Source organism: Dyella sp. 01N448, from assembly GCF_056399225.1.
In genome coordinates this window covers 15,488-29,798 of sequence record NZ_JBFTQX010000021.1, presented here as the reverse complement: position 1 = coordinate 29,798, position 14,311 = coordinate 15,488, and the positions used below count along the sequence as shown (strand labels likewise).

Here is a 14,311-nt window from a genome sequence, read left to right as displayed (position 1 = left end):
GTTTCCTATTACTTGCGACGACGCACGATGAACTGCTGGGTGCGCTTGTTCGAGCGCGTCTTGTAGCCCTTGGCCGGCGTACCCCACGGAGAAACCGGGTGACGACCGCCAGAGGTCTTGCCCTCACCACCGCCATGCGGATGGTCGACCGGGTTCATCACCACACCGCGAACGGTGGGACGAATACCCAACCAGCGCTTGGCGCCGGCCTTGCCGAGCTTCTTCAGGCTGTGCTCGCCGTTGCCCACTTCACCGATGGTGGCGCGGCAATCGACCGGCACGCGGCGCATTTCGCCGGAGCGCAGACGCAGCGTGGCGTAACCCGATTCGCGAGCCACCAGCTGGACCGAAGCGCCGGCGGAACGCGCAATCTGCGCACCCTTGCCCGGACGCATCTCGATGCAGTGGATGGTCGAACCCACCGGGATGGCGCGCAGCGGCAGGCTGTTGCCGGCCTTGATCGGAGCATCGCTGCCCGACACCAGGCGATCGCCTGCCTGCACGCCCTTGGGCGCGATGATGTAACGACGCTCACCGTCGGCATAGCACAGCAGTGCGATATGCGCGGTACGGTTCGGATCGTATTCAATGCGCTCGACCTTGGCGGCAATGCCTTCCTTGTCGCGCTTGAAGTCGATGATGCGGTAACGCTGCTTGTGACCGCCGCCCTGGTGGCGAACGGTGATGCGACCGTAGTTATTGCGACCGCCGTTCTTGGTCTTCGCCTCGGTCAACGCCGCGTACGGCGCGCCCTTGTGAAGGCCCTCGGTGCGAACGCTGACTGCGTCGCGACGACCGGGGGAGGTCGGCTTGTGAGTGATCAGTGCCATCTCAATTCAACTCCTGGCTCAGGCTTTGGCCGACACGTCGATGGTCTGGCCATCGGCGAGGCGGACATAGGCCTTACGCTTGCCCTGGCGATTGCCAGTGCGGAAACGGAAGGACTTGACCTTGCCCTTGGCATTGACGAGGTTCACCTGCTCGACCTTGACGTCGAACATCTGTTCCACCGCTGCGCGGACATCGGCCTTGGTTGCTTCGGGAGCAACCACGAATACGTACTGGTTCTTCTCGGCCAGGCGTGCAGCCTTTTCCGAGATGTGCGGCGCACGCAGCGTATTCAGAATGCGTTCGTTGCTCATGCCAGCCACTCCTCGATCTTCTTCACCGCATCGACGGTCATGACGATGTGGTCCGAACCGACCAGGCTGACCGGGTTCAGAGCCAGCACGTCCACGACGTGGATGTACGGGATGTTGCGCGCGGCCAGGAAGGTGGCTTCGTTGGCGTCTTCCGACACCAGCAGCACGCGACCCGAGACCTGCAGTTCAGCCAGCTTGGCAACCATCGCCTTGGTCTTGGGGGTATCGATGCCGAAGCTCTCGACCACCTTCAGACGGTCCTGACGGATCAGCTCAGCAAGGATCGAACGGATGGCAACGCGATACGACTTGCGGTTGACCTTCTGCTCGTAGCTGCGCGGCTTGGCAGCGAACGTGCGGCCACCACCGACAAAGATCGGTGCACGGTAGTCACCGTGACGGGCGCCGCCGCCCTTCTGCTTCTTGAACTTCTTGGTGGTGCCGGACATCTCGCCGCGCGACAGCTGCGACTGGGTACCGGCACGGCCGCCCGCCTGATAGGCGATGACGACCTGGTGGATCAGGGCCTGCTTGAGCTCACCGCCGAACACTTCGTCCGACACGTTGAGCGGCTTGGCGCCAATAACATTGAGTTCCATGGCGTCTCTCCTCAGCCCTTGGTCGTCGGACGGATGACGACGTCGCCGCCGGTAGCACCCGGCACCGCGCCCTTCACCGCGATCAGATGACGCTCGGCGTCGACCTTGACCACTTCCAGGCCCTGCTGCGTGCGGTTGACCGCACCCATGTGGCCCGACATCTTCTTGCCCGGGAACACGCGACCCGGGGTCTGACGCTGACCGATAGAACCCGGCGCACGATGCGACAGCGAGTTACCGTGGGTCGCGTCACCCATGGTGAAGTTCCAGCGCTTGATGGTGCCCTGGAAGCCCTTGCCCTTCGACACGCCGGCAACGTCAACGATCTGACCTGCCTGGAACACGTCGTCGGCCTTGATCTCGGCGCCCACGCTGTACTTGCCGAGATCGTCGGCAGACACGCGGAACTCCCACAGACCACGACCCGGCTCAACCTTGGCCTTCGCGTAGTGACCCTTCAGCGGCTGCGTCAGCAGGCTGGCGCGCTTGACGCCGGCTGCGACCTGCACAGCGCTGTAACCATCATTTTCTTCCGTCTTCAGCTGCGTGACGCGATTCGGGGTGGCCTCAATGAGGGTCACCGGAATCGAACGGCCATCTTCAGTGAAGAGTCGGCTCATGCCGCACTTGCGGCCAACTAGTCCGATACTCATCTTCGTATCCTGTCTCTCGCTCAACCAAGCTTGATCTGAACGTCCACGCCAGCGGCGAGGTCCAGCTTCATGAGCGCGTCCACGGTTTTGTCGTTGGGGTCGACGATGTCAAGCACGCGCTTGTGGGTACGGGTTTCGTACTGGTCGCGGGCATCTTTGTCGACGTGCGGCGACACCAGAATGGTGTAACGCTCGATCTTGGTCGGGAGCGGAATCGGGCCGAGCACCGTTGCGCCAGTGCGCTTGGCAGTCTCGACGATCTCGCTGGCCGAGCGATCGATCAGACGGTGATCGTACGCCTTGAGCCGAATGCGAATCTTTTGGTTCGCCATAAACCGTGTCCTGTTATCGAAAGAACAATTCTTGTGATTCGAGTGAGCTTCTCGCCCACCCGCACAACCCTTTACTGCCAACAACCAGTCGTTTCTTGGGTGGCTGACGCCACACCTCAAACCGACCTTAAAAGACTAGGCAGGCCCAAAACGGGCCCGCCTAGACGGAAAAGTATAAAACGCGCGAAATGGCCAGGTCAACAAAGCGTCATGCTTCGTCGTCCGAGCCCTCTCTTGCGTATTGGCCATCCAGGCCAGCGAACTCGAAGCACTTCCTGTGCCTCATTTCGCTGTAAGGTCGCCCGAACCAAGGTCCGGCGACAGGCAAGACGGCGACTATAGCTGACTATTCGGCGGAAGAAAAGCCCTAAGCGGTTCTTTTTGCATGATTCGTTGGTTTTTTTGATCGTCATCCCGGCGCAGGCCGGGATCCAGTGGCGACCAAATGCGGTGTTCGCGAACGAGCCAACAAAGCATCCACCCCTATCGCGACCATCAAACCATGCTGCTACTGGATGACCAGCCATTCGGCTGTTGTAGAACGCCTCCGGCCTGCGCCGGAATGACGAGCAAGGGGCGCAATCCGTACAAGTCACATAAAAAAAGCCGGCCCTGAGGCCGGCTTTTTTCCAGGTTGCCACCCGAAGGTGGCTCCCCAAGGGGTATTACTTGATGACCTTGGCCACCACGCCGGCGCCGACGGTGCGGCCGCCTTCGCGGATGGCGAAACGCAGGCCTTCGTCCATCGCGATCGGGTGGATCAGGCTGACCACCATCTTCACGTTGTCACCCGGCATCACCATTTCCACGCCTTCCGGCAACTGGCAGGCGCCGGTCACGTCGGTCGTGCGGAAGTAGAACTGCGGACGGTAGCCCTTGAAGAACGGCGTATGACGGCCACCCTCGTCCTTCGACAGCACGTACACCTCAGCCTCGAAGTCCGTGTGCGGGGTGATCGTGCCCGGCTTGGCCAGCACCTGGCCACGCTCGACGTCGTCGCGCTTCAGGCCGCGCAGCAGCAGACCGGCGTTGTCGCCTGCCTGGCCCTGGTCCAGCAGCTTGCGGAACATTTCCACGCCCGTGACGGTGGTCTTCTGGGTCGGACGAATACCGACCACTTCGACTTCGTCACCGACCTTGATGATGCCGCGCTCGATACGACCGGTCACCACGGTGCCGCGGCCGGAGATCGAGAACACGTCTTCCACCGGCATCAGGAACGGCTTGTCGATCGCACGCACCGGCTCCGGGATGTAGCTGTCCAGCGCGTCGACGAGGGCGATGATCGCCGGCACGCCGATTTCCGACTGGTCGCCTTCCAGCGCCTTCAGTGCCGAACCCTTGATGATCGGGGTGTCGTCGCCCGGGAAGTCGTACTTGGAGAGCAGTTCACGCACTTCCATTTCGACCAGCTCGAGCAGCTCGGCGTCGTCCACCATGTCGGCCTTGTTCAGGAACACGACGATGTACGGCACGCCCACCTGGCGCGACAGCAGGATGTGTTCGCGGGTCTGCGGCATCGATCGCGTCATACGCCTTGAATTCGCCACCGAAGCGCTCTGCGCCGACCTTGGTCAGTGCGGCCGTCAGCGTCGTCTTGCCGTGGTCCACGTGACCAATCGTGCCGACGTTGACGTGCGGCTTGGTGCGTTCGAATTTACCCTTTGCCATACGTCTAAAACCCCGATGGAGTCAAATGTTGAAAAGTAAGGTGATACCCGCGGACCGCGGTGAGATGGTGCTCATGACTGGAATCGAACCAGCGACCTCTTCCTTACCAAGGAAGTGCTCTACCGACTGAGCTACATGAGCACTGCAACAGCAAAAACTACGAGAGCCAATGGAGCGGAAGGCGGGAATCGAACCCGCGTAATCAGTTTGGAAAACTGATGTTCTACCATTGAACTACTCCCGCCCTGCGCGGAACTCGTCTGGTGGAGGGAGGTGGATTCGAACCACCGAAGGCGTAAGCCAGCAGATTTACAGTCTGCCCCCGTTGGCCGCTTGGGTATCCCTCCAACAAAGAACGGCTATTGTGTGGATCAGCCTCGAAGCTGTCAACACCTCTGACGGGAAAATTGACGTTTTCTGGCGATTTTTTTCACCGCTTCAGACGCGTCCGTCAGATGTTTTCGGCGACCTTGGCGTCCACCAGCTGCTCCATCTCCTTGGAAAGATTCATCAGGCGCATGGCCTGCTCCTGCAGCTGGCGCTCGTGGTCGTCGCGCGGCTCCCAGGCGGCCACCGGCGTGGGCCTGCCGTCGGGCGCATCGAGCGCCACGAAGACCATCACGCAACTGGTGGCCAGGCGGTGCTCGTCTTTGCGCAGGTCGCTCGCCAGCACGTCCACGGCCATGTGCATGCTGGAGCGCCCCGTGTGGATCAGGCGGGCGCGCACCGTGACCAGGTCGCCGATGAGGATGGGCTTCACGAACTGGATGCCGCTGACCGACGCGGTGACGCAGTACGCACCGCTCCACGCCACGGCGCAGGCGTAGCCGGCCTGGTCGATCCACTTCATCACCATGCCGCCGTGCACCTTGCCGCCGAAATTGACGTCGGTCGGCTGGGCCAGGAAACGGAAGTTCACTTCGTGCTGCTTGCCGGGCATGGACCGGTGACTCCAGGAACGGGATTAAGTGGCAATTATGCGCCGCGGCGTGCAATCGCACACAGCCGATCTTGCTCAAGCATGGTCGTCGACGCGATAAATCATCGGCACGGCGATGACCTTGCCGAGCACGCGCGCGGGATCGTGATCGATCTCAAAGCCCATGTGAAGATAGACCGGAACGGCGCCGGGCGCGGCATTGAGGGTAAAAGCCCGGGTACCCGCCTGACGCACGCAATCACCTTGCAGGCGCTCCCATAATTTCCTGGCGATGCCCTGCCCCTGGTAGCGCGTACCGACAAACAGCTGGAACACGTGACTGTCGTTGCGCACCGCCGCCACGCCGGCCAGCGCGCCATCGACAAAGGCCAGATGGAAACGCTGGCCCATCGCGATTTTCTCGCGGATGACGCTCGTTCGCAGCGACTCCTCCAAGGCAATTACGGCCATCGGAGGCTGATCGGGAAGAATCCAGCGACGCACAACACGACGGGCCAGCCGTGCCACGGCAGGTGCATCGTCTTTGTGCGCCAGTCGCATGCGCAATGCAGTCATGCGGGCATCACAGCACGCAGCTGCCGGACCCACAAGCGCACCGGAGCGCGCTCCTGATTGCGTTCGACAGGGGGAAATCTGACCGCCCCTACCTCTTTGCGACGAAGTTCTATCGGAGTCATCCGATCCACGCCTCGGGAATGCCCTGACATCGCAATTCCCGAGTCCTGCGTACCGTCCACGTCACTTAACCAAAACCTAATTGGACGGGGAGATCGGATGAACTTTAGGAAGAACAAACTTTGCGCTTCGGTGCGCCTGGCGCTGGGTGCACTCGTCATCGGCAGCTGCGGCACCGCGGCTTTTGCACAGGACGCCAGCGCGGATCACGCCAAGAGCAAGACGCTGGAAACGGTCACCGTCACTGGATCGCTTATCCGCCGCGTGGACGTCGAGACGGCCAGCCCTGTCGTCACGATCGATCGCGCTGCCATCCAGGCGACGGGCAAGCAGACACTCGGTGACCTGATTCAGCAGCTGCCCGCGATGACCGGCGGAAACGTCAACCCGCAGGTCAACAACGGCGGCGGCACCGGTAACTCGTCCATCAATCTTCGCGGTCTGGGCTCGCGGCGCACACTGATCCTGATCGACGGCCATCGCCTGTTGAGCAAGGACCCGAACGCCATCCCGGCCGATGCCATCGAGCGCATTGAAGTGCTGCCGACCGGCGCGTCGGCGACGTACGGCTCGGATGCTATCGGCGGCGTCGTTAACTTCATCACGCGCAAGAACTACCAGGGTGCCACTTTTGCCGCGAACGTCGGCCAGTCCGATCGTAACGACGGTGCCCAGAGTGGCTACGGCTTCACGTTCGGCCAGACGTCCGATAAGGGCAGCATCATGGCCGGCATCAACTACAACAAGCAGGACGGCGTTCTGGCGGGCAGCCGCGCCTTCTCGAAGAACGCGCTGAGCCTGTCCGGCTCGAAGGCATACGTCGGTGGCTCATCGTCGACCCCGGTGGGTCGCATCCAGGTCGACGCCGCCACCGCTGCAGCAGCCGGTCTCAACTGCGCCTCCAACGGCAGACGTGTTTCGCTCAATGCCGGCGGCAATCCGACGATATTCAACTCCGCGAACTATCACTGCTACAACGCGAACACCGACAAGTACAACTACGCGGCAGTCAACCTGATCATGACTCCGCAAGAGCGGACCGGCGGATTCCTCAATGGTGAATATCGCCTGGGCGATCACGTGACAGCTTACGTGGACGCGGTCTATGAGAAGACCTCGGCCAACTTCCAGCTGGCTCCGGCCGTGTATGGCTCGACAAACACCGGCGCATCGGTCGACCCGGGTAACGCGTTCAACGTGTTTAACCCGGCTGGCGGTTATGGCAATGGCACGAACAAGAGCCTTTCATTCACCCAGCGCCTGACCTCCAACGGTGTGCGTGAAGCGTTCACCGGTCGTACCGATGCCCAGATCAATACGGGCTTCAAGGGTGACTTCACTGTTCTGGACAAGAACTGGAACTGGGATGTTGGCTTCAACTACGGTCATGAGGGTGTGGTGACCACCACCGCCGGCCTTGTGAATCAGTCGCAGCTGTATACCGGCCCCTCGACGCTCGTGAATGGCGTGGCTACCGGCGAGGGCTGCCCAAGCGTCGCCGCGTGCCAGTTCAATCCGTTCGAGCCCAACTCGACTTCTGCCAGCATTGCCGCCGTCAAGGCCGCCAGCGTTACGGCACCATCCAACAGCTATACCATCGAAAAGACCTATCACGCTGGCCTGAGCGGTGAGCTTTTCAGCTTGCCGGCCGGCGCGGTGCAGTTGGCTGCCGGACTCGAGTTGCGCAAGGATTACCAGCACACCGCGCCTGCTCCGCAGCTGACGATCGATCCGTCGACAGGTAGCTGTACTTTGGGCAGTCAGTGTTTGAGCGCCGTGCAGGGTGGTTACACCACCAAGGATCTGTACGCCGAGACATTCATCCCTATCCTTTCCGGCATCACCGGCATTCAGGCGCTGAACCTGACCATCGGCGACCGATACTCCAAGATCGGTTCCTTCGGCAGTACGAACAACTTCAAGTACGCGTTGGAGTGGAAGCCGATCGACGACCTGCTCGTCCGCGGCACCATGCAAGACGTGTTTCGCGCGCCCACGCTAGGCGAACTGTATGCCTCCGGCTCGGATGCTCCGCTGGTCCATGACGATCCGTGTAACGGTTACACCGGTGCTCCAGCGGGTTCGCCACTGGCCCTGGCTTGTAAGAACGTCCCGATCAACGGCACCTTCGTTGATCAGTACACCCTACCGGGCGCGTCGCAGGGCGGTGCCGTCATCCAGGGTTCGCGCGTGGCCGGCTTTGACGTCAAACCGGAGCATGGCAAGTCGTATGACTTCGGCCTGGTGTACAGCCCATCCTACGTTCCGGGCCTGTCGACCACGATCGATTTTTGGCGCGTGAACCTCAATAACACCATCACCCAAGTCGGTCTGCAAAGCCTGCTGAACCTCTGCGCCAATGGTTCGACGGTCTACTGCCAGTACATCCAGCGTGATTCCAGTACCGGCGTAAACGCTGGCCAGCTGCTGTCATCGACAGTCGAACCGGTGGGCAACATCGGTAGCCTGAACACCTCAGGCATCGACTGGTCGGCCAACTACAAGCTGCCGCAGTTCTCGATCGGCCAGATCAATATCGGTCTCAACGCGACCTACCTGAAGTACTACGACCAGAGCACCGCGTCGGCTGCCGAAGGTGGCGTCACCTACAAAAATGCCGGCCACCTGCTGGCCAATGGCTCCTCGGCTGCCGCGGCTTGCCCGGACGCCGCTGGTGTGTGCCTGTTCCCGCGCTGGCGAGGACAAGGCTTCGTGGATTGGCAGAGTGGCGGCTGGAGTGCCCAGTGGCGTATGCGCTATATCGGTCGATTCGAGAACGGCGGTGCGGCGGGCTCGCCGCAGGATAGCGCTCCGAACGGCGTACCGGGCACGATCCTCAAGTATGGTGCGACGGTCTACAACGACGTGTCGGTCGGCTACAACCTGGCCATGATCAACACGCGTCTCGACTTCGGCGTGAACAACCTGTTCGACAAGCAGCCGCCCATGCTGTACGCGAACAACACGTTGAACGCCAACACCGACCCGAGCGACTTTGATCTGATGGGCCGTTACTGGTGGGCACGCGTGACGGTCAAGTTCTGATCGTTAGCTCGCTGGACTTCGAAAGACCGCGTGAGCAATCACGCGGTCTTTTTCTGCGGACCCAAACACTCACGCACAAAAAAAGCCGCGCAATGCGCGGCTTTTTCACGGATCGACCAATCGATCAGACGTTGAACAGGAAGTGCAGCACGTCGCCGTCCTTGACGATGTATTCCTTGCCTTCCTTGCGCAGACGACCTGCTGCGGCGGCGCCGGCCTCACCCTTGTACTGGATGAAATCGTCGTAGCTCACCGTTTCGGCACGGATGAAGCCGCGCTCGAAGTCGGTGTGGATCACACCTGCTGCCTGCGGCGCGGTGAAGCCGCGCTTGATCGTCCAGGCGCGCACTTCTTTCACGCCGGCGGTGAAGTAGGTTTGCAGGTTGAGCAGCTTGTAGCCGGCGCGGATGACGCGGTTGAGGCCCGGCTCGTCGAGGCCCAGATCCTTGAGGAATTCGTCGCGGTCGGCATCTTCGAGCTGCGACATCTCTTCTTCGATCGCCGCGCATACCGGCACGACTTCGGCGCCTTCGGTCACGGCGCGAGCGCGCACGGCGTCGAGGTGCGGATTGTTTTCGAAGCCGTCTTCGCGCACGTTGGCGATGTACATGAGCGGCTTGAGCGTGAGCAGGAACAGGTCGCGTACAAGCGCCTTTTCTTCCTCGTCCAGGCCCAGGCTGCGCGCGGACTTGCCTTCGTTGAGACCGGCGGCAAGCTTCTGCAGCACCGGCTTCCTGGCCATGGCTTCCTTGTCGTTGGCCTTGGCGGCGCGCTCGGCGCGGTTCAGCGCCTTCTCGACGGAATCGAGATCGGCCAGCGCCAGTTCCGTATCGATGGTTTCGATATCGGCGATCGGGTCGACCTTGCCGGCCACGTGGATGATGTCGGTGTGCTCGAAGCAGCGCACGACATGGGTGATCGCGTCCACTTCGCGGATGTGCGCGAGGAACTTGTTGCCCAGGCCTTCGCCCTTGGACGCGCCCGCGACCAGGCCCGCGATGTCGACGAACTCGACGGCGGTGGGAATCACCTTCTGCGGATTGACGATGTCCGACAGCGCATTGAGACGCAGATCGGGCACCGGCACGACGCCCACGTTCGGCTCGATGGTGCAGAACGGGAAGTTGGCAGCCGCGATGCCCGCCTTGGTCAGCGCGTTGAACAGAGTGGACTTGCCGACGTTAGGCAGGCCGACGATGCCGCATTTGATGCCCATTGAAATTCCGTAGATTCGGCGCTGACGCGCCAGTAAGTGGTGAATGGTAAAGGGTCGATGCCGCGCAACGCTTTCCGCTTGGTGCCCAAGCGCCGCAGCGGGCGATCTCAACCCACCGGTGTATGGAGTTTCTGCATCGCCTTATCAAACTGCCCATCGACCGCCAGCGGCAGCACATCAAGCGCGCGCGAGATGCCGTCGACGATGGCGTTCTCATCCTTCTCGGACGCTCGCCCCAGCACCCAGGAGGTGACCCTGTCCTTGTGACCGGGATGACCGATACCGACGCGCAGGCGATGGAATTTGGCGTGACCCAGGTGCGCAACGATGTCGCGCAAACCGTTCTGGCCGCCGTGGCCACCGTCGAACTTCAAGCGCACGGTGCCGGGATCGAGATCCAGCTCGTCGTGTGCGACGAGGCACTCTTCCGGCTCGATCTTGTAGTAGCGCAACGCCGAAACCACGGCGATGCCGCTCTTGTTCATGAAGGTGGAGGGCTTGAGCAGCCATACCGGCTCGCCGCCGATACGGACCTTGCAGGTCTCGCCATGCAGCTTGCCGTCGAAGCCGAAGCGCTCGCCCTGCCCTGACGCCAGGGCGTCAACAAACCAGAACCCGGCGTTGTGCCGGGTTCGGAGATATTCGGCACCGGGATTGCCCAGTCCGACAATGAGTCGAAGACCCGCCATAAGATCGAACGGCCCATGCCCGCGAGGACATGGGCCGCAGCGACTTACTTCTTCGGAGCTTCCGGCGCCGGGGCGGCTTCGCCCTCGGCCGGGGTCTCGTCGACTTCTTCCTTCACCGTGTTGGCGGTGACGACGGCCGTGTCGTGGTCCGCACCCAGGTGCAGGGCAACGATTTCCACGCCCTTGGGCAGCTTGAGCTGCGACAAGTGGACGATGTCGCCCGGCTTGAGGTCGGTCAGGTCCAGTTCGATGAACTCCGGCAGATCCTTCGGCAGGCAGGAGACTTCCACTTCCGTCAGGTTGTGCGAGATCACCACGCCCGAGGTCTTGGAGGCAGGCGACTTGTCCTGGTTCAGGAAGTGCACCGGCACCTTGACGCGCAGGGCGGCGTTCTCGTCGACGCGCAGGAAGTCCATGTGCAGCATCTGCAGCTTGTAGGGGTGCTTCTGCCAGTCACGCACCAGCACCTTCTGCACCTTGCCATCGATGTTCAGGTCGAGCACCGAGGAGAAGAACCACTCGTGCTTGGCAGCGAGCAGGATGGTGTTGTGTTCGATCTGGATGCTCTGCGGGGCCTGGCCGGCACCGTAGACAACAGCAGGAACGACGCCGGTATGACGCAGGCGGCGGCTCGCACCTTTCCCCTCGTCATTACGGGCCGAAGCCTTGATTTCATGAGTCGTAGCCATGTGGGCATTACCTATCAAAAGTGAGCTGCCTCGCGGCAGTCATGCGACTCCCCCGCGACCAGAGGAGCCGTGAAACAGCGGCAGACTCTCGCCCGCCGCGAAAACTCAGTCGATGTACAACGAGCTCACCGACTCGCCAAAGGCGATGCGGCGGATCGTCTCCGCCAGCAGCTCGGCGACCGAGAGCTGACGGATCTTGCTGCATGCGGCGATTTCCGGGCGCAGCGGCAAGGTGTTGGTGACCACCAGCTGGTCGAGCTGGGAGCCTTCGATGTTCTTCAGCGCCGCACCCGACAGCACCGGATGCACGCAGTACGCCACCACTTTGCGGGCGCCGCGCTCTTTAAGAGCCGCAGCAGCCGCACACAGGGTGCCGGCGGTGTCGACGATGTCGTCGACCAGCACGCAGGTCTTGCCGTCGACTTCACCGATGATGTTCATCACGGTGGCCACGTTCGCCTTCGGGCGACGCTTGTCGATGATGGCCAGATCCGCATCGTCCAGGCGCTTGGCCATGGCACGCGCACGCACCACGCCGCCGACGTCCGGACTGACCACGATCAGGTCGTCCATGCTGTAGTTGCGCCAGATGTCCGCCAGCAGCACCGGCGAGGCATAGACGTTGTCCACCGGGATGTCGAAGAAACCCTGGATCTGGTCGGCGTGCAGGTCAACCGTGAGCACGCGGTCCACGCCCGAGGTGCCGATCATCTTGGCCACCATCTTTGCCGTGATCGGCACACGCGCCGAGCGCGGGCGACGATCCTGGCGGGCATAGCCGAAATACGGAATGACCGCCGTCACACTGGCGGCCGAGGCGCGCTTGAGCGCATCCACCAGCACCAGCAGCTCGAAGAGATTCTCCGCACTCGGCGCGCCCGTAGGCTGCAACACGAAGACTTCCTGGCGGCGAACGTTTTCTTCGATTTCCACCTGGGCTTCGCCGTCGCTGAACTTGCTGACCAGCGCCTTGCCCAGCGGCACACCCAGGCGTTGAGCCACATCCTCGGCGAGGGCGCGGTGCGCGTTGCCGGTGAAGAGCATCGGGCCGGAGATGTCGACAGTCATTTCTCTAGAACCTGTGTGAGCCATATGAATGGCTGGGGCGGAAGGATTCGAACCTTCGCATGCAGGAATCAAAATCCTGTGCCTTAACCAGCTTGGCGACGCCCCAGTAACAACTGGATTTTCTACTTGCCGTTCCCGCCGACACCGCGATAGCGCGCCAGGGCGACATGCAACGGAGAAACATCTTCGCCCCTGGCCACGTGGGCCGTGAAATGGGCGGGACACCGCTCCGCGATGGCTTCGGCACGTTCCACGTCGCCTGTCTCCAGGAACACGCAGGCACCGCTGCCAGAAAGCCTTGCCCGGCCGAAGCCGTCGAGCCATTCCAGCGCCGCAGCCACACGCGGATGTCGCGCGCGGACCACGGGCGCGAAAGCGTTCTCGACCGTTTCGCCCGAAGCAAAGGATGAAATTGTGGCGGGCGGAGCATTTCGTGTCAATTCAGACGCTTGAAAAAGCGCCCCGGTCGGCACGTGTTCGTGGGGGTCCAGCACCACGTACCAACGCGGGGGCAGGCCCAGCGGCGTCAGTTTTTCGCCGATGCCCTCGGCCCAGGCCGAGCGCCCGCGCACGAACACCGGGACGTCGGCACCCAGCTGGCGGCCCAGTTCGGCGAGCGTGTCGTCGTCCAGGCCGGCGCCCCAAAGGCGGTTCAGGGCCACCAGCACGGTGGCTGCATCCGAGCTGCCGCCGCCGAGGCCACCGCCCATGGGGATGCGCTTATCCACCTCGATATCCACGCCCGCCCCTGCCGGCGCCTGGGGCTGCAACAGCCGGGCAGCCCGCACCACCAGGTCGGTGTCGGCCGCCACGCCGGGGACCTCGGTCAGGCGGTGTACCTCACCGTCACGGCGGACGCGCAGGCGGATCTCATCGCCCCAGTCGAGCAGGCGGAAGACGGTCTGCAGCTCGTGGTAGCCATCCGGGCGACGGCCGACAATGCGCAGGAACAGGTTCAGCTTGGCGGGCGCGGGCCAGACGGTCCAATCGGCCGGATCGGGCGGCGCCAGCGGCCGGCTCATGAAAACGCGCAGATCATCCGGAAAGCCGTTCTCGCGATCGCGTTCGCGGGCGAAATCAAACTCGGGCAGGTTCTTGTCCATCACCTGGAAGCCGTGCTTCGCATAGAACGGCGCGTTCCAGGGCACATCGGCGAGCGTGCCCAGGTCCACGCGGTGGTAGCCGGCCATGCGCGCCCAGGCACAGGCGTGTTCGAGCAGGGCCGCGCCGATGCCGCGCTGGCCGTGTGAAGGAAGCACGTCCATTTCGGCCACGCCGATGGCGTTGCCGCCCTCTTCCGCATCCAGCCAGATGAAGCCCACCGGCTCGCCGGAGCCGATCACGGCGACCCACACCAATCCACGCGCGATGGCTTCGCGCAGCACTTCCGGCGGCACGGAGACATTGCGGTAGGACGGCCACGCGCGGTGGCCGCGAAACAGTTCGACGGCCGTGCGCTCGATGGCGCATAGGGCATCGACCTGTTCGAGGTGGGCGCGTTGGATGTGGAAGGTCATGGGAGCATCAGGTGGTTGTAGGAGCGCACGCTGGGCGCGACCGGGGCGCCCAGGGTTACGCTCCATCGGGTCGCG

Annotated in this window: 13 protein-coding genes, 4 tRNA genes and 1 pseudogene; 1 reads left to right on the top strand and 17 read right to left on the bottom strand. The window is 62.6% G+C overall.

What is annotated here, in order from left to right:
- Positions 1–8: 8 nt before the first annotated feature.
- The 11 genes and pseudogenes from rplB to AC1DKY_RS20180 form a co-directional block, all read right to left on the bottom strand.
- Positions 9–830, bottom strand: a complete 822-nt coding sequence (rplB, locus tag AC1DKY_RS20230; protein ID WP_046972910.1) for a 50S ribosomal protein L2 — start codon at positions 828–830, stop codon at positions 9–11.
- Positions 831–848: 18 nt separating this feature from the next.
- Positions 849–1,142: a 50S ribosomal protein L23 gene (gene rplW, locus AC1DKY_RS20225; protein WP_046972911.1), complete on the bottom strand. Its 294-nt coding sequence runs from the start codon at positions 1,140–1,142 to the stop codon at positions 849–851.
- The gene (rplD, locus tag AC1DKY_RS20220; protein ID WP_204634037.1) at positions 1,139–1,741 is read right to left on the bottom strand and encodes a 50S ribosomal protein L4; all 603 of its coding nucleotides are present in this window, start codon (positions 1,739–1,741) and stop codon (positions 1,139–1,141) included. Before rplD ends, rplW begins: the two co-directional genes overlap by 4 nt.
- A gap of 11 nt (positions 1,742–1,752) precedes the next feature.
- Positions 1,753–2,394 (bottom strand): 50S ribosomal protein L3, encoded by a 642-nt coding sequence (gene rplC / locus AC1DKY_RS20215; RefSeq protein WP_046972913.1) that lies wholly within the window; start codon positions 2,392–2,394, stop codon positions 1,753–1,755.
- Between the two features lie 20 nt (positions 2,395–2,414).
- A complete protein-coding gene (gene rpsJ / locus AC1DKY_RS20210; RefSeq protein WP_017461875.1) occupies positions 2,415–2,726 on the bottom strand; it encodes a 30S ribosomal protein S10 in 312 nt (103 codons plus the stop codon).
- A 665-nt stretch (positions 2,727–3,391) separates the two neighbouring features.
- Positions 3,392–4,397: pseudogene (locus AC1DKY_RS20205) on the bottom strand (elongation factor Tu).
- A gap of 65 nt (positions 4,398–4,462) precedes the next feature.
- A tRNA-Thr gene (locus AC1DKY_RS20200) sits at positions 4,463–4,538 on the bottom strand.
- A 29-nt stretch (positions 4,539–4,567) separates the two neighbouring features.
- Positions 4,568–4,641 (bottom strand) — tRNA-Gly (locus AC1DKY_RS20195).
- 17 nt (positions 4,642–4,658) lie between these two features.
- A tRNA-Tyr gene (locus tag AC1DKY_RS20190) sits at positions 4,659–4,744 on the bottom strand.
- 104 nt (positions 4,745–4,848) lie between these two features.
- Positions 4,849–5,337: an acyl-CoA thioesterase gene (locus tag AC1DKY_RS20185; protein WP_441605562.1), complete on the bottom strand. Its 489-nt coding sequence runs from the start codon at positions 5,335–5,337 to the stop codon at positions 4,849–4,851.
- 75 nt (positions 5,338–5,412) lie between these two features.
- Entirely contained in the window at positions 5,413–5,892 is a 480-nt protein-coding gene (locus AC1DKY_RS20180; protein ID WP_441605563.1) for a GNAT family N-acetyltransferase, read from the bottom strand.
- 219 nt (positions 5,893–6,111) lie between these two features.
- Here AC1DKY_RS20180 and AC1DKY_RS20175 point away from each other — a divergent pair, with 219 nt between their 5' ends.
- A complete protein-coding gene (locus tag AC1DKY_RS20175; protein ID WP_441605564.1) occupies positions 6,112–9,057 on the top strand; it encodes a TonB-dependent receptor domain-containing protein in 2,946 nt (981 codons plus the stop codon).
- A 124-nt stretch (positions 9,058–9,181) separates the two neighbouring features.
- Here AC1DKY_RS20175 and ychF read toward each other — a convergent pair whose 3' ends face one another.
- From ychF to ispE, 6 genes are all read right to left on the bottom strand, one after another.
- The gene (gene ychF / locus AC1DKY_RS20170; protein WP_441605565.1) at positions 9,182–10,273 is read right to left on the bottom strand and encodes a redox-regulated ATPase YchF; all 1,092 of its coding nucleotides are present in this window, start codon (positions 10,271–10,273) and stop codon (positions 9,182–9,184) included.
- 107 nt (positions 10,274–10,380) lie between these two features.
- Complete coding sequence (pth, locus tag AC1DKY_RS20165; protein WP_441605566.1) at positions 10,381–10,962, bottom strand: aminoacyl-tRNA hydrolase; 582 nt, start codon at positions 10,960–10,962, stop codon at positions 10,381–10,383.
- A gap of 44 nt (positions 10,963–11,006) precedes the next feature.
- Complete coding sequence (locus tag AC1DKY_RS20160) at positions 11,007–11,651, bottom strand: 50S ribosomal protein L25/general stress protein Ctc (protein WP_441605567.1); 645 nt, start codon at positions 11,649–11,651, stop codon at positions 11,007–11,009.
- 105 nt (positions 11,652–11,756) lie between these two features.
- Positions 11,757–12,695 (bottom strand): ribose-phosphate diphosphokinase, encoded by a 939-nt coding sequence (locus AC1DKY_RS20155; protein WP_441605582.1) that lies wholly within the window; start codon positions 12,693–12,695, stop codon positions 11,757–11,759.
- A gap of 53 nt (positions 12,696–12,748) precedes the next feature.
- Positions 12,749–12,825, bottom strand: a tRNA-Gln gene (locus AC1DKY_RS20150).
- A gap of 16 nt (positions 12,826–12,841) precedes the next feature.
- Entirely contained in the window at positions 12,842–14,236 is a 1,395-nt protein-coding gene (gene ispE / locus AC1DKY_RS20145; RefSeq protein ID WP_441605568.1) for a 4-(cytidine 5'-diphospho)-2-C-methyl-D-erythritol kinase, read from the bottom strand.
- Positions 14,237–14,311 lie beyond the last annotated feature (75 nt).